Source organism: Pseudomonas sp. MYb13 (assembly GCF_002980075.1).
Classification (GTDB): domain Bacteria; phylum Pseudomonadota; class Gammaproteobacteria; order Pseudomonadales; family Pseudomonadaceae; genus Aquipseudomonas; species Aquipseudomonas lurida.
Window position 1 is genome coordinate 22,180 of record NZ_PCQI01000018.1, and the last position, 15,076, is coordinate 37,255.

The window sequence follows — 15,076 nt, forward strand, 5'->3', positions numbered from 1 at the left end:
GCTGCCTTCGGGTAGCGCGGCTTTTTTATGCCCGCACGTAGGAAAACCCTCCATTTAGTGAATGAAATTACACCCAGAGTGCGCAAGGTCGCTAAAATCCCCTCTATCGGCCAGGGCATAACGCTCACCACCTTACGGATCGAGAACGCTGCATGGGGCAAAAAGCCGACGACATCGCCACCATTGGCCGAATCAGTGCCGTCCCCGCGATGCTCAAAGTCATCAGCGACATGACCGGCCTGCGCTTTGCCGCTGTGGCACGGGTGACCGACGACACCTGGACCGCCTGCGCCGTTCTCGACCAACTGGACTTCGGCCTCGGTGTAGGCGGTGAACTGGACCTGACCACCACGATCTGCCACGAAATTCGCGGCTCCCATGTGTCCGTGGTAATCGACAAGGCCAGCGAGGATCCGCTCTACCACGACCACCACACGCCGCGGCTCTATCAGTTTGAAAGCTACATTTCGGTGCCGGTGTTCCGCACCGACGGGAATTTTTTCGGCACGATCTGCGCCCTCGACCCCAACCCTGCCCACCTGCGCAGCAGCAGCATCCAGTCGACCATGGAGTCGTTCGCCCGGGTGCTGTCCTTGCAGATCGAAGCCGAAGAAGCCGCTCAGCACACCCATGCGCAATTGCAGGAAGAGCGCGACACCGCCGAACTGCGCGAGCAATTCATCGCCGTGCTTGGCCATGACCTGCGCAACCCGCTGTTTGCCATCAACTTCGGCGCCGAGCGGCTGCTGCGCAAGTTTCCAGACCCTGCCACCGATACCCTCGTACGCCATATCCTGGCCAGCGGTCGCCGCGCCGCGCAGTTGGTCGAAGACTTGCTGGACTTCGCCAGGGGCCGCATGGGCAGCGGTATTCCGCTGAACATCAGCGATTGCCAGGGTTTGCAGACGGCATTGCAGCATGTGGTCTCGGAGGTGCAGAGCGTGCACCCGCAGCGAGTGATCAAGGCGGACATCGGCGTTCTGCAGGGCGTGAGCGGCGACCGCGATCGCCTGGCACAGTTGCTGTCCAACTTGGTGGCCAATGCCATCCACCATGGCCGTCACGACGGGCCGGTGGAAGTCACGGCGAAGATCGAGCAGGGCCAGTTCAACCTGACGGTCAAGAACCCCGGGCAGATCGACGCGCAAGCCTTGCCCCGGCTGTTCGAGCCCTACTCACGCCCCGCCAAGGACACGCCCCAGGCCGGCCTGGGGCTGGGGTTGTATATCGTCAAGCAGATTGCCGACGCCCACGGCGGTGAGTTGAGCGTCTCCACCACCGCCGAGCACGGCACCGTGTTCACATTCAGCCTGGCAACGGCCTGATCAAGCGCCGAGGCGGGCCGTCACCTCGTTCAACTCACTCGACAACCCGCGCAGGTTATGGCTCGCCGCTTCGGTGCGCTTGACGTTATCGAGGTTGGCCGTCGCCACCGTGGTGATCTGTGTGATGTTGCGCGAGATGTCTTCGGCCACCGAGGTCTGCTCCTCGGCCGCCGTGACGATCTGGCGGTTCATGTCGCGGATCGCCTCGACGGCCTGGGTGATATGAGCCAGCATGGCACCGGCCTGGGTGACCTTCTCCACACTCTCATCGCTGCATGACTGGCCGCTCACGATCGCCTCGGCCGCATCCACCGCGCCGGTCTGCACCGCCTCGATAATCCCGTTGATCTCGATGATCGACGCCGCCGTGCGTTGCGCCAGGCTGCGCACCTCATCGGCCACCACCGCAAAACCACGGCCGGCTTCGCCCGCGCGCGCGGCTTCAATGGCGGCGTTCAGCGCCAGCAGGTTGGTCTGCTCGGCGATCCCACGAATCACTTCCAGCACCTTGCCGATGCGCACGCTGTCGGTTTCCAGACGGCGGATGATGGTGCCCGTGTTGAGGATCTCGTTGCGCATCTGGCCAGCAATGGCATTCAACTCGCCGCTGGCGCTGACCAGGTCGGTGGCGCTGCGCTGCAGGCGGCTGAAGGTTTCAGCGAGGAAGTCGCGCAAGGTATTCGCGGCAGCCGCCAGATGGCCGAGTTCATCCTGGCGACGGCTGGCCACGCGCTCGGCGAAGCGGCCGTGGCTCAGTTGCGTCACGTAGTCGATCAGGCTGCGGATCGGCAGGATCAGGTTGCGGTTGATCAGCCACAGACTGAACAAGCCGATCAACACACTGGAGAGCACCATGATTGCCAGTCCTACCAGCACGGTACGCTCGGCGTAGGCACTGATGGCCCTGGATTGCTGGCTGCCTTGTTCGCGCAGATCACTGACCAGCGCACTCATCTGCTCACTGGCGGCGCGGTCGACGCCCTTGACCGCCGTGTCGCCGGCGCTCGCATCGCCACCGGCGGCCACGTAGGCATCGCGGCCTTTCTGGTAGGCAACCCCCAATTGCTGGGGTTCCTGTCGCTCGTCACAAAACTGTCAAATTCACTTGCAATGATTCGCTACGCGACCTGTGAAACGTCCTACAGGCCTTTTCTCTGCGAGCCCTCATGAACCACAGCATCGACCACAGCCACCAGGACTCCGACCTGTTTGGCTTGCTTTACGGTTTCCGTTTTCGCCCCGGTGAAAAGGGCGAGCAGATCGATTCGGCCACGGCGCTCCAGGCCCTGCGGCAACCGGACGACCCGCAAGAGTTTTTGTGGCTGCACCTGAACCTCGCGCACGCGGCATGCGAGCGCTGGATGCAGGCAAACCTGGACCTACCGGAAGAATTCTTCGAAGCCCTGCACGAGGGGTCGCGCTCGACGCGCATCGAACACGTCGACTCGGCCTTGCTGGCAGTGGTCAACGACGTGGTGTTCAACTTCAGCAGCATGGTGTCGTCGGATATTTCCACGCTGTGGGTGTGTGCCCGCAGTCGCCTACTGATCAGCGCGCGCCTGCAACCACTGCACTCGGTGGACAAACTGCGCTCGTCGGTGAAGGCCGGTGAAAGCTTTCGCTCGCCGCTGGCGTTGCTGGTGCACTTGCTGCGCGACCAGGGTGAGGTGCTGACGCAGATCGTGCGCAAGACCAGCATCAGCGTCGACCATATCGAAGACCAGTTACTGTCTTCACGCCTGTCCACTAACCGCGCCGAACTCGGTGCGGCGCGCCGGGTGCTGGTACGCCTGCAACGCCTGTTGGCGCTGGAGCCTGGCTCGCTGCTGCGCCTGCTCAACCGCCCGCCCCAGTGGCTGCAGAAGGAAGACGTGAAGGAATTGCGTAAATCCACCGAAGAGTTTGCGCTGATCATCAACGACCTGATGGCCCTGGGCGAACGCATCAAGCTGTTGCAGGAAGAGATCGCCGCCAACCTCAACGAACAAAGCAACCGCACGCTGTTCACCCTCACCGTGGTGACGGTGCTGGCGTTGCCGATCAACATCATCGCCGGCTTTTTCGGCATGAACGTTGGGGGGGTGCCGCTTTCCCAGGACCCGGAGGGGTTTTGGATATTGGTGGCGTTGGTGGCTACCTTCACGTTGATCGCCGGGCGTTGGGCCTTTAGGAAACGCAAAGACTATTGAATTGAAATGCCGTCAAACGGTGGGAGTGGGCCTGCCCGTGAATGCGGTGTATCAGTTAAAGCTAAGTTGACTGACACATTGCATTCGCGAGCAAGCCCGCTCCCACACGGGTTTTGCGCTGCTCACAGGACAAGCGGCGACCTCAATACCGCTAAACACTGACCTGCGGCAGCATCTCTGTAACATTCTGCAATGACTATGAACGACATCCTCCCCACACTGGATGCCCCGGCATGGCCACCCCTTCACTGACTGCCTCCCCCCACGCTTCACCTGCAGACCCTAAACCCAGGCTGGACAAGAAACCCGGCCTGGTGACGGTGATCATCTTCTTCGCCGTGCTCGCCATGGGCCTGTTGTTCACCGCCTACAGCCTCATGCATGACATGCACGAGATGGGGGCTCAACTCACTACCTGGACGCCGTTTTTACTGCTCGGTGTGGCGCTGTTGATCGCCCTGGGTTTCGAGTTCGTCAACGGCTTCCACGACACCGCCAACGCGGTGGCGACGGTGATCTACACCAACTCGTTGCCGCCGCATTTTGCGGTGGTGTGGTCCGGTTTTTTCAACTTTCTCGGCGTACTGCTTTCCAGCGGCGCCGTGGCGTTCGGCATCATTGCACTGCTGCCGGTCGAGTTGATCTTGCAGGTGGGTTCATCGGCCGGTTTCGCGATGATCTTCGCCCTGTTGATCGCCGCAATCCTGTGGAACCTCGGCACCTGGTGGCTGGGTTTGCCCGCCTCGTCGTCCCACACCCTGATCGGCTCGATCATCGGCGTGGGCGTGGCGAATGCCCTGATGCACGGGCGCGACGGCACCAGTGGTGTGGACTGGAGCCAGGCGATCAAGATCGGTTACGCCTTGCTGCTGTCGCCGCTGATCGGCTTCGCGTTTGCGGCCATGCTGTTGCTGGCGCTGCGTGCCTTCGTCAAGAACCGTGCGCTGTACAAGGCGCCGAAAGGTGACACCCCGCCGCCGTGGTGGATCCGCGGCATGCTGATTGCCACCTGCACCGGCGTGTCCTTCGCCCACGGCTCCAACGACGGGCAAAAAGGCATGGGCCTGATCATGCTCATCCTGGTGGGCACCCTGCCGATGGCCTATGCGCTGAACCGCACCATGCCGGCCGAGCAGTCCTTGCAGTTCGCGGCCGTGGCCGAAGTCACCCAGGCCGCCCTGGTGAAAAGTGCCCCCAACGCTTTGACCGGCGATCCGCGCCCTATTCTCTCGACCTATGTGCGCACCAAGGAACCTACGGCCGAACTGGTGCCTGCCCTCGCCGCCCTGGCCGGGCAGATCGGTGATGAAGTCAAAGGTTACGGCTCCCTGGCCAAAGTGCCTGCCGAGGCCGTCGGCAACGTGCGCAACGACATGTACCTGAGCAGTGAAACCATTCGCCTGATGGACAAGGGCAAGGTCGGCAATTTCGACGCGGATACCCAGGGCAAGCTGCAACTGTTCAAGCAACAGATCGACAGTTCCACACGCTTCATTCCGTTATGGGTGAAGATCGCCGTGGCGATCGCCCTGGGCCTGGGCACCATGGTGGGCTGGAAACGCATCGTGGTGACCGTCGGCGAGAAGATCGGCAAGACGCACCTGACCTACGCCCAGGGTGCCTCGGCGGAAATGGTGGCGATGCTGACCATTGGCGCGGCGGATATGTATGGGCTGCCGGTGTCGACCACCCATGTGTTGTCGTCGGGTGTGGCGGGGACCATGGTGGCCAACGGGGGCGGGTTGCAGATGCGCACTATCCGCAATCTGGCGATGGCGTGGGTGCTGACGTTACCGGCCGCCATCCTGCTTTCAGGCAGCCTCTACTGGCTGTTCACCCAACTCTTCTAACGCCACACAGCACACAATGTGGGAGCGGGCTTGCCCGCTCCCACATTTGGCGTTGTATTGCTTCAGTGATTGAAGAGTCCAGTCATAGCCTTCAGCCGTTTTTTGTACACCCGCCGCGCCTCCAACGCCTCCTCCAGCGTCACCGCCACAAACCCTGCCCGCTGGTTTGGCTGCATTTGACCGATCAGGTCCAGGTCGGCGCTGATCACCGTGCCGATCATCGCGTAGCCACCGCCCGATACCGCGTCCCGATGCAACACAATCGGCTCCAGGCCGGCCGGCACCTGGATCGACCCAATCGGGTAGCAACTGTCGACGATGTTCGACGGATCCGATCCCGCGCCAAAGGGTTGCTCCCGTGGCTGGAAGGTCAATGCACTGCCGCCCTTGAAGCGATAGCCGATGCGGTCGGCCTCGGACCCCACGGTCCAGGGCTCGGCAAAAAAGCTGGCTTTGGCCGCAGCGGTCAATCGCTCGTAATACAGGCCGGGCACCACACGCAGGGTCACATCACCGCCCACCGATCGGCGCAACGCCATCGGCAGGCTATTGCCCGCACGGCCTGTGCCGCTGGGTTCGCCAATGGGCAACTCATCGCCTTCCTGCAAACGCCGCCCGTGAAACCCGCCAAGTGCGCCGAGGGTATACGTCGAGCGACTGCCAAGGACCAATGGCACGTCAATGCCGCCGGCCACCGCGAGGTAGGTGCGGGCGCCGGCCCTGGGAAATTCAAAGCGCAAGACCTGCCCGGCACGCACCTGGAACGCGGTGTCCTGATGCACCACTTCACCGTCCAGGCGCGGCGACATCAACGCGCCGCTGAGTGCCACCAGCGCGTCCTGTTGAAACGCCAGTTCGGGACCGATCAGCGTGCATTCCAGGCCCGCCGCGCCGGCCGGGTTGCCCACCAAATGGTTGGCCGCACTCAATGCGTATTGGTCCAGCGCACCTGACGGCGGGATGCCCAAGTGGTAGTAACCTTCGCGGCCAAGGTCCTGCACGGAGGTGGCGAGGCCGGGTTTGAGGACCTTGATCATGCCAGCGCCTCCTGCAGGGTTTTCGGATAACCGATAGGGTCGGAGAGAAAGGCATCGAGGGAAAATTCCACCGGGCGGATGCGCAGGTCGAAACGGCCGGCGTCCACATCGGCCACCGCCTGGTCGTAGGCGTCACGGTCCATCGGTTTGAACTGCACGATATCGCCGGGGCGGAAGAACACCATGTGTTCCTTGAGGTACGCCAGTTGCTGCGCCGGGTCGTAGATCGGCGCCGGGGTCACGCCGAACATCTGGTAACCGCCGGCACCGCGCACCGAGTAGATGCACCCAAAACAGCCGCCATGGCCGAGGGTGAGTTTCGGCGTGTCGGTGCGCGGTCGCAGGTACTTGGGCACCTGCAATTGGCGCGCGCGCTCGACCATCTGGAACATGAACGGCAAGCCCGCGACAAAGCCGACCATCGACACAAACCACGGCGCGCCACTGTGGGCGGCGATAAACGCGTCGACGTCGGCCAGGCCGTTGATGCGCGCGGCGTACTCCAGGTCGGTGCCGCTGGGGTCTTGATGACGGTCACGAAAACGCATCAGGGTTTCATGGGTCCAGGGGTCGTTGTAGAGCACCGGGATTTCGATGATGCGCGTGTGCAACGTGCGTTCGGCCACGGCCTGGGTTTCGGCGGTCTGCACCGCATCGAGCAATACGTGGGGCGCGATGCGGTCGGGGTCGAAGCGAATCTGGAACGACGCATTGGCCAGGCACACATCCAGCACGCCTTCGAGCGCCAGGCGCTCCACCGCGCGGGTCACCGCCATGCCTTTGAAAAAGGCCTCCAGGGACATGCTGTCGCTGACCTCGGCAAACAGGTGTTCATCACCACCGAAGCTGTAGCGGATGGGGGACGTTTCAGCCATGTCTGTTCCTCTTGGAATCATTGTAGAAAGGCAGGCGAAAAAAATAGGCGATGTTTTTTTATTGGGGTGTTTTGACCGTAATGCCCGCTTGGTCCAGGGCTTCGCGGGTGGCCTCCACCAACTCCAGCGCACCGGGGGTGTCACTGTGCAGGCAGATGGAGTCGAATTCGATGAACAGGTCTTCGCCTTCCACAGTTCGTACAAGCCCGGTCTGACACGCCCTAAGGACGCGCGCCGCCACTGTCGCAGGATCCAGCGCCCGCACGGTGCGGGTAAACACGATGGAACCTGTCAGGTCGTACTCACGGTCAGCGTAAAACTCGCGCACCACCGGTTGCCCCAGCTCTGTGGCGATCCGCCAGATCACCGAGTTGGGCATGCAGTACAGCAGCAGTGTGGGCTCGATGATGCGCAGGTTTTGAACGAGCAGGCGCGCGGCTTCTTCATCGCGAGCCAGGTGCATGTACAGCGCGCCGTGGGGCTTGATATGTTGCAGGGTCAGGCCCTGGGCGCGGGCGATTTCACGCAGGGCGCCGAGCTGGTAGAGCATGTCGTCCACCAGTTCCTGGGCCGGTGCGTTGATGTGGCGACGGCCAAAGCCGACCAGATCCCGAAAGCCCGGGTGCGCGCCGATGGCCACGCCCAATTGCTTGGCGCGTTCGACGGTACGGCGCATGGTACCGGGGTCGCCGGCGTGGAAGCCGGTGGCGATATTGGCCGAGCTGATATACGCCATCAGCTGCGCATCGACGCCATCGCCGATCGTCCAGGGGCCGAAGCCCTCGCCCATGTCCGAGTTGAAATCCACTGCCTGCATCGAAGTCGCTCCGCCTAAGTGATGGTGGAAAAGTAGGCTGCGGCTTGACCCCTTGGGAAGATCTATTATCAGATAGCCCATCTTCTGAAAATCAGATAACCACACCCTCACCCGACGGTAGGAGCCCGGCATGTCCCTGACCCTGCGCCAAGTCCGCTACTTCGTCGCCACCGCCGAAATCGGCCAGATTTCCCAAGCGGCGATTCACCTGAACATTTCCCAGTCAGCGGTGACCACGGCGATCAAGGAGCTGGAAGCCATGCTCGGCGTGCAGCTGTTCATGCGTTCGGCCCAAGGCATGAACCTGACCGACGCCGGCCGGCACTTTCTCAACCGTGCCTACGTGATTCTGCGCAGCGTGGACGATGCACTCAACAGCCCGCTGCCCGACTACCGCGCCAGCGGGGTGCTGCGCCTGGCGGCCAGCTACACGGTGCTTGGCTACTTCCTGCCGCACCACTTGCAACGCATGGAACACTGGCACCCGGACGTGACCATCGAAGTCTTCGAGCAGGAACGCCAGGCCATCGAACAAGGCCTGCTCGACGGCCAGTTCGACATGGCGGTGGTGCTCACCGCCAACCTCACCCACCCGGCGATCGTCTCGGAAATCCTGTTCAATTCGGAACGCCGCCTGTGGCTGCCCAGCCATCACCCCTTGTGCGAACGCGGCGCCGTGAGCCTGGCCGACGTGGCCCGGGAACCCTACATCCTGCTCACCGTCGACGAGGCCGAACACAGCGCCATGCGTTACTGGGAACAGGCCGGGCAAATGCCCAATGTGCGGCTGCGCACCAGCTCGGTGGAGGCCGTGCGCAGCATGGTCGCCAACGGCAGCGGCGTGGCGATCCTGTCAGACCTGGTGCATCGGCCCTGGTCCCTGGAAGGCAAGCGCATCGAAACCCTGACCGTCACTGACCAGGTGGCACCCATGAGCGTGGGCCTGGCGTGGCACCGCGAGCGCGCGTTCACCCCGGCGATGCAGGCAGTGCGCGATTACTTCCACGACGCCTTCCTGGCGCCGCAGCAGTTGTCTGCACGGCGTTAGAGCTGGGCTTGCAAGGTGGCGGCCAGCCAATCCATGAACACCCGCACGCGTTGCGGCAAATGGCGTTGACCGGCGTAGAGCAGGGACACCTCCAGCGGTGGCGCCACGAAGTCCGGCAAGACGCTGATCAATTCGCCCCGGGCCAGTAAATCGCGCACGCCGAGCAATGGCACCTGCGTGATACCAAAGCCGCCCAGGCACGCCGCCTGATAGGCATCGGTGCTGTTGACGGTGACACGCCCTTCCATCGGCACCCGCAGCACCTTGCCGCCCGACTGATATTCAAAGCCGGATGACCGTGCGCCCAGCGGCCGTACGTAATGCACCAAGTGATGATTGGCCAAGTCAGCCAGGGTGTGGGGCACCCCCTGGCGTTGAAGGTAGGCCGGACTCGCACAGTTGACCATCGGCATACTGCACACCCGGCGCGCCACGACGGTTTGATCAGGCTGGGCGCCCACCCGCAAGACGCAGTCGAAGCCTTCGGCGATCAGGTCCACCTGGCGGTCCGAGCTGCTGATTTCCATCTGGATCAGCGGGTGTCGCTCCATGAACAGCGGCAGGTGCGGCAGGACCATGTTCCGCGCCGTCACATTGGGCATATCCACCCGAATTCGCCCGCTGAGCTGGGCTTCATCCTGGCGAAACAGCCCCTCCAGTTCCTCCATGTGCGACAGCAGGTCCTTGCTGCGCTCGTACAACACGCGGCCGTCCTGGGTGGCCTGCACCTTGCGCGTGGTGCGCTGCAACAAGCGTGCGCCGAGCAACGCCTCCAACGCCTGCACATGCTCGGACACGGTGGAGCGCGGCAGCCCCAGGCTCTCGCCGGCCTGGGTGAAGCTCGACAGCTCGGTGACGCGCACGAAGGTGCGCAGCAGTTCAAGTTTGTTCATGGATTGTTCGCCTTATCCGGCCAGTGATTCCGGTATAGCGCTGTTTATCACGTTAGGCACGAATAAATACACTTCCTCTCACTGATCACCTGAGAGGACATCACCATGACCCGTAAAATCGCACTTATCACCGGCGCAAGCCGTGGCCTGGGCAAAAGCGCCGCGCTGCACCTGGCGGCTCAGGGCGTCGATATCATCGGCACCTACCACATTGCTGCGGCTGAAGCTCAAGCGGTGGTCGAGCAGGTTCAGGCCCTGGGTGGCCGCGCCGCGATGGTGCAGCTGGATGTGAGCCAGAGCGGCAGCTTCAATGACTTTGTCGGCAAAGTCGCCACTTTGCTCAAGGACGTTTTCGCCCAGGATCACTTCAACTTTCTGATCAACAACGCCGGCATCGGCGCCCACGCCAGTTTTGCCGAGACCACCGAAGCACAGTTTGACCAGTTGGTGGCGATCCACTTCAAGGCGCCGTTCTTTCTTACGCAAAAATTGCTGCCGCTGATCAGCGATGGCGGGCGCATCATCAATATTTCCAGCGGCCTGGCACGGTTCAGCCTGCCGGGGTATTCGGCCTACGCGTCGATGAAGGGGGCGATAGAAGTGCTGTCGCGCTACCAGGCCAAGGAACTGGGCCCGCGCGGGATTACCGTGAATACCCTGGCCCCTGGCGCGATTGCCACCGACTTCAGCGGCGGTGCGGTGCGTGACAACCCGGATGTGAATACGATGGTGGCCAACAACACGGCCCTGGGGCGCGCCGGTTTGCCGGACGACATTGGCGGGGCGATTTCAACCTTGCTGGCCGATGGCAGCCACTGGATCACCGGGCAGCGCATCGAGGCCTCGGGCGGCATGTTTCTTTAGACATTCTGCGCTAGCATCAATGCCTTCAGATCACTGACAGGCAATCATCGATGAGTTTTGATCCAGGCTTGGCCGGCGGCATGGGCGTATTGGCGGCCGTGGTCGACAGCGGCAGTTTCGCCCGCGCTGCCGACAGCCTGGAGATGACACCGTCGGGGGTCAGCCGCGCGATTTCACGCCTGGAAAAACGCCTGGGAATTCGCCTGTTCGACCGCACCACCCGCTCGGTGCAATTGACCGACGAGGGGCGACGTTTCTATCAGGAGATCGCCCCGCTGCTGGCCGGCCTTGAAGAGGCCGCCAACGCCGCAGCAGACAGTGCATTGACCGTGCGCGGGCGCCTGCGGGTGAACATCGACCCCTATTTCTCGCGGCTGGTGTTGGGCCCGGTGCTCGGCGACTTCATGCGCCAATACCCGCACCTGCAGCTGGACCTGCACACCCGCGACCAACTCGGCGACCTGGTTGCCGACGGTTTCGATCTGGCGATTCGCTTCGGCATCCCGCAATCCTCTTCATTGATCGCCCGCAAGTTGATGGAAGTACGCGTACTTACCCTGGCCTCCCCCGCTTACCTTGAGCAATACGGCCGCCCCGTCATTCCTCAAGACCTGGAGACCGGGCACATGTGCCTGGACTTTCGCGACTCGCAGACTGGGCGCCCGTTTGCCTGGGAATTCCACCGGCCAGGCGAGCAAGTGATCGTGCGCACCGATGGCCGCCTGGTGGTCAACGATGCCAGCACCTTGTACAGCGCGTGCGAGCATGGGCATGCCGTGGCGCAGATGCTCGACCTTGGCCTGGCGCCGGCACTGAAGAGCGGCGCCCTGGTGGAACTGTTCCCCGACTGGCCGGACGAGCGTTTTCCGTTGTACGCCTACTACCCGTCGCGGCACTTGCCCGCCGCCAAGGTGCGGGCGTTCCTGGACTTCGTGGCCTCACTCCTCCCCCTGTAGAAGCTCGGCTTGCCGGCGATGGTGATGTGGGGGCGCGCTATCGCCGACGTGTCGAATCCTATAAAGCCAGCCCACGGCGCTGCATGAATTTTTCCCGCACTACGTCATACCCCCAGTGGTACACATAGGTGTACGGCAGGAAGAACAGCAGCACACCGATATCCAGCATGAACGCCTGCATCAGGCTGATGTTCAGCCAGGCAGCGATCAACGGCACGGCGACGATGATCAGCCCGCCTTCGAACATCAGCGCGTGCAGTACCCGCGTCCAGCCCCCACCGGACAGTTGCAGACGCACCTTGAGACGGTCGAACAGGCTGTTGAAGATGATGTTCCAGGTCAGCGCCAGCAGGCTCAGCCCTAAAGTCACCGCGCCCATTTCCAGGGCGGGCCTACCGGTGATCCACACCAGCAGCGGTGTACAGATCAACAACGCCAGGCCTTCAAAACCCAGGGCCTGGCAAACGCGTTCAGTCATCGACTTGGTGGGGTTCATGACCCGTCTCCGTGAGTGGCGAGGGTTGCCATGATTACCCTTTGAATCGATACTTCATAACTAATAACCATCGATCAAGGCGATAGTCATGGCTTCCCATGAAGTGCTGCAAGCGTTTGTCCAGGCGGCCACCCAGGGCTCTTTTTCTGCCGCGGCGCGCAAGCTGGGCAAGAGCCAGTCCACCGTCAGTGCGGCGGTGGCGAGCCTGGAGATTGACCTGGATGTGGTGCTGTTCGATCGCAGCAGCCGCAAGCCGACACTGACGCCGGCCGGCCATGTGTTGCTGCAACGCGCCGAACAGGTGCTGGAAGCCAGCAGCCGCCTTGAATTGGCGGCCAGCCAGTTATCCCAGGGGCTGGAGCCGAAGGTGACGATTGCGATGTCCGATACCTACCAGTCGGAACGCTTTGAGCTCGCCCTCAAGGCCTTCGAACAACGCTACCCAGACCTTGAGCTGGAATGGCTGATCGCCGAGTGCGAAGACTTGATTGCCCTGGTCCAAAGCGGCCGTGCACAGATCGCCTTGATCGAAGCCCAGGAGGTCTACCCGCCCGACCTGACGCGCTCGCCCGTCGCCGAACGCACGGAAATCGCGCTGTTCGTCGCCCCCACCCACGCGTTGACCCGCGTGCAAAACATCGACCCGCAAGCCTTGCAGCAACACCGTGAACTGCGCCTGGCAAGCATCGTCAGCCCATACGAAACGCGCCCCTTGGGCCGTGTGTGGTCAGCGCCGAGTTTTCTGATGCTGATGGAAATGGCTCAACTCGGCTTTGGCTGGGCGCAATTACCGCGCTGGTTGGTAGAGCGTTTTGGTAATGCCGGGCTGGTTGAACTCAACGTCCGGGGTTGGCCACGCTCAGTGGCAGTGGATGCGTTGTGGTCGCGGCAATACCCACCGGGCCCGGCGGGCAGCTGGATGTTGAGCCAGATGCTCGAATAACGAACACTCACTGCTACCCCATGAAGCCGCGCCAACCCGTGAACGGCGTTGCACACGCGATAGGCTCACGCCGCTGCGATCTGCGGCGGGCGGTGGGCCTGGAAGTATTCGTGCAAGGCACGTAAGGCGGGCAGCGCCAATGCTTGCGCAGCAAAACACAATCCCACGCGGCGTGTGGGTGCCGGCAAATGCCATTCACGAATCACCACGCCCGAGCGCTCCGCCGCCAACGACTGCGGCAACATCGCCACGCCCACACCTGCGGCCACCATGTGCAATGCCTGGGTCAACGAACCCGCATGACCGGCCACCGATTGCGGCGAGCGGCCATACAAGGCCATCAAGCGTTGATGGGAATCGTGTTGCGGGCAGGTGATCCAGTCTTCAATCGGTGTCCATGCCTGTTCTTTGCCTGGCTGCGCCATCGGGTGCGCCGCAGGCAACGCCATCACGTAGGACTCCTCCCACAGCGGCAGGAACAATTCGTCCTCGCAGCACATTTCTTCCACGGCCAGGCGCCCTTCGCCTTGGCAGCCTTGCTGCAGGGTCAACAGCAACCCGGGCAGCCCCTGGTGCGCCATGCGCAGGAAGGTTTCGATCTGACTGTCGGCAATATCGCCCTCCACACCCAGCTCCAGGGCGATGCGATTTTCGCGTCCGCGAAACAGGCGGCTCAACGCCTCGGCTTCCGCCACCATGCGCCGAGCCTGGGGATACAGCACCCGCGCTTCCCCGCTGACCTCCACGCCGCGCGGTTGGCGTACGAACAGCGCCACACCCAGCTCGTCTTCCAGTTGCTTGATGGTCACCGACAAGGTCGGCTGGCTGATAAACAAACGCTGGGCCGCCGCAGTGATATTGCGTTCTTCAAAGACCGCGAGAAACGCCTTGAGGTGACGAACATCCATAGCTTAATCCGATGACTGACAGAGAAATAAGGCATTTTTCAGCCTCTCCGAGGGTAAATATACTGCGACCACGATCCAGCTATCGATTTTTCTTATTCCAGGAGTCCCTCCATGAGCAAGCCATTGGTCATCATCACCGGCGCCAGTTCCGGCATCGGCGAAGCCACCGCCCGCCTGCTGTCAGCCGCCGGCCACCCGCTGTTGCTGTTGGCGCGTCGTATTGATCGCCTTAACGATCTGGGCCTGCCGAACACCTTGAGCCGTGGCGTCGACATCACCGACCGCGCGGCCCTGGTGGCCGCGGTGCAAGAAGCCGAAGCCCAATACGGCCCGGCCGATGCGCTGATCAACAATGCTGGCGTGATGCTGCTGGGCGCGGTCAGCGAGCAGGACCCAGCGCAGTGGGAGCAGATGCTCGACGTCAATGTGAAGGGCCTGCTCAACGGTATCCACGCGGTAGCTGGCAGCATGGTTGCGCGCAAGGGCGGCACCATCATCAACGTCAGCTCGGTGGCCGGGCGCAAGACCTTCCCGAATCACGTGGCTTACGTCGGCACCAAGTTCGCCGTGCATGGGATTTCGGAAAACCTGCGCGAAGAGTTGTCGCCAAGCAATGTGCGCGTCATCACCATCGCCCCCGGTGCGGTGGAAACCGAACTGCTCAGCCATACCACCGACGAAGCGATCAAGACCGGCTACCAGGCCTGGAAACAGGACATGGGCGGTACCGTCCTCAGCGCTGACGACGTGGCGTCGGCGATCGCCTATGCCTACCAGCAGCCGCAGCACGTGTGCATTCGCGAGATCGTGCTGGCGGCGACGCGTCAGCAGCCATAACCCGGATACCGCACACAACCCGCCCCCCCATGTTGATC

General features: G+C 62.5%; 15 protein-coding genes. 8 read left to right on the forward strand and 7 right to left on the reverse strand.

What is annotated here, in order from left to right; all coding sequences use genetic code 11:
* Positions 1–152 precede the first annotated feature (152 nt).
* A complete protein-coding gene (locus CQ002_RS24060) occupies positions 153–1,325 on the forward strand; it encodes a GAF domain-containing sensor histidine kinase (protein WP_105162762.1) in 1,173 nt (390 codons plus the stop codon).
* Here CQ002_RS24060 and CQ002_RS24065 read toward each other — a convergent pair whose 3' ends face one another.
* A complete protein-coding gene (locus CQ002_RS24065) occupies positions 1,326–2,387 on the reverse strand; it encodes a methyl-accepting chemotaxis protein (protein WP_371919469.1) in 1,062 nt (353 codons plus the stop codon).
* A 104-nt stretch (positions 2,388–2,491) separates the two neighbouring features.
* Here CQ002_RS24065 and CQ002_RS24070 point away from each other — a divergent pair, with 104 nt between their 5' ends.
* Both CQ002_RS24070 and CQ002_RS24075 read left to right on the forward strand, forming a co-directional pair.
* Positions 2,492–3,514 (forward strand): transporter, encoded by a 1,023-nt coding sequence (locus CQ002_RS24070; RefSeq protein ID WP_034108930.1) that lies wholly within the window; start codon positions 2,492–2,494, stop codon positions 3,512–3,514.
* Between the two features lie 233 nt (positions 3,515–3,747).
* Positions 3,748–5,364, forward strand: a complete 1,617-nt coding sequence (locus CQ002_RS24075) for an inorganic phosphate transporter (protein WP_105162763.1) — start codon at positions 3,748–3,750, stop codon at positions 5,362–5,364.
* 62 nt (positions 5,365–5,426) lie between these two features.
* Here CQ002_RS24075 and CQ002_RS24080 read toward each other — a convergent pair whose 3' ends face one another.
* From CQ002_RS24080 to CQ002_RS24090, 3 genes are read right to left on the reverse strand one after another with little or no spacing between them, the layout of a single operon-like run.
* On the reverse strand, positions 5,427–6,401 hold the full coding sequence (locus CQ002_RS24080) for a biotin-dependent carboxyltransferase family protein (protein WP_034108934.1): 975 nt from the start codon (positions 6,399–6,401) through the stop codon (positions 5,427–5,429).
* Positions 6,398–7,276 carry an allophanate hydrolase subunit 1 gene (locus CQ002_RS24085; protein WP_034108936.1) on the reverse strand — a complete coding sequence of 293 codons (879 nt, stop codon included), beginning with the start codon at positions 7,274–7,276 and terminating at the stop codon, positions 6,398–6,400. The genes CQ002_RS24080 and CQ002_RS24085 overlap by 4 nt, the downstream gene beginning before the upstream one ends.
* 58 nt (positions 7,277–7,334) lie before the next feature.
* A complete protein-coding gene (locus CQ002_RS24090) occupies positions 7,335–8,093 on the reverse strand; it encodes a 5-oxoprolinase subunit PxpA (protein WP_034108938.1) in 759 nt (252 codons plus the stop codon).
* 130 nt (positions 8,094–8,223) lie between these two features.
* Between CQ002_RS24090 and CQ002_RS24095 the strand changes: the two genes are divergently transcribed.
* The gene (locus CQ002_RS24095; RefSeq protein ID WP_098467269.1) at positions 8,224–9,141 is read left to right on the forward strand and encodes a LysR family transcriptional regulator; all 918 of its coding nucleotides are present in this window, start codon (positions 8,224–8,226) and stop codon (positions 9,139–9,141) included.
* On the opposite strand, the gene CQ002_RS24100 is transcribed toward CQ002_RS24095, so the two are convergent.
* On the reverse strand, positions 9,138–10,034 hold the full coding sequence (locus CQ002_RS24100) for a LysR family transcriptional regulator (RefSeq protein ID WP_034108943.1): 897 nt from the start codon (positions 10,032–10,034) through the stop codon (positions 9,138–9,140). The two genes, CQ002_RS24095 and CQ002_RS24100, sit on opposite strands and share 4 nt — an antisense overlap.
* A 105-nt stretch (positions 10,035–10,139) precedes the next feature.
* Here CQ002_RS24100 and CQ002_RS24105 point away from each other — a divergent pair, with 105 nt between their 5' ends.
* Positions 10,140–10,898 (forward strand): SDR family NAD(P)-dependent oxidoreductase, encoded by a 759-nt coding sequence (locus tag CQ002_RS24105; protein WP_105162764.1) that lies wholly within the window; start codon positions 10,140–10,142, stop codon positions 10,896–10,898.
* 50 nt (positions 10,899–10,948) lie between these two features.
* Positions 10,949–11,854 (forward strand): LysR family transcriptional regulator, encoded by a 906-nt coding sequence (locus CQ002_RS24110; RefSeq protein WP_105162765.1) that lies wholly within the window; start codon positions 10,949–10,951, stop codon positions 11,852–11,854.
* 58 nt (positions 11,855–11,912) lie between these two features.
* Here CQ002_RS24110 and CQ002_RS24115 read toward each other — a convergent pair whose 3' ends face one another.
* On the reverse strand, positions 11,913–12,350 hold the full coding sequence (locus CQ002_RS24115; protein ID WP_034108949.1) for a multidrug/biocide efflux PACE transporter: 438 nt from the start codon (positions 12,348–12,350) through the stop codon (positions 11,913–11,915).
* 88 nt (positions 12,351–12,438) lie between these two features.
* Here CQ002_RS24115 and CQ002_RS24120 point away from each other — a divergent pair, with 88 nt between their 5' ends.
* Positions 12,439–13,293 (forward strand): LysR family transcriptional regulator, encoded by an 855-nt coding sequence (locus CQ002_RS24120; protein ID WP_034108951.1) that lies wholly within the window; start codon positions 12,439–12,441, stop codon positions 13,291–13,293.
* A gap of 65 nt (positions 13,294–13,358) precedes the next feature.
* Here the strand turns inward: CQ002_RS24120 and CQ002_RS24125 are convergent, their stop codons facing one another.
* Entirely contained in the window at positions 13,359–14,201 is an 843-nt protein-coding gene (locus CQ002_RS24125) for a LysR family transcriptional regulator (protein WP_105162766.1), read from the reverse strand.
* A gap of 111 nt (positions 14,202–14,312) precedes the next feature.
* On the opposite strand from CQ002_RS24125, the gene CQ002_RS24130 reads away from it, so the two are divergent.
* Positions 14,313–15,038 carry an SDR family oxidoreductase gene (locus CQ002_RS24130; RefSeq protein WP_034108955.1) on the forward strand — a complete coding sequence of 242 codons (726 nt, stop codon included), beginning with the start codon at positions 14,313–14,315 and terminating at the stop codon, positions 15,036–15,038.
* The last annotated feature ends 38 nt before the right edge of the window (positions 15,039–15,076 follow it).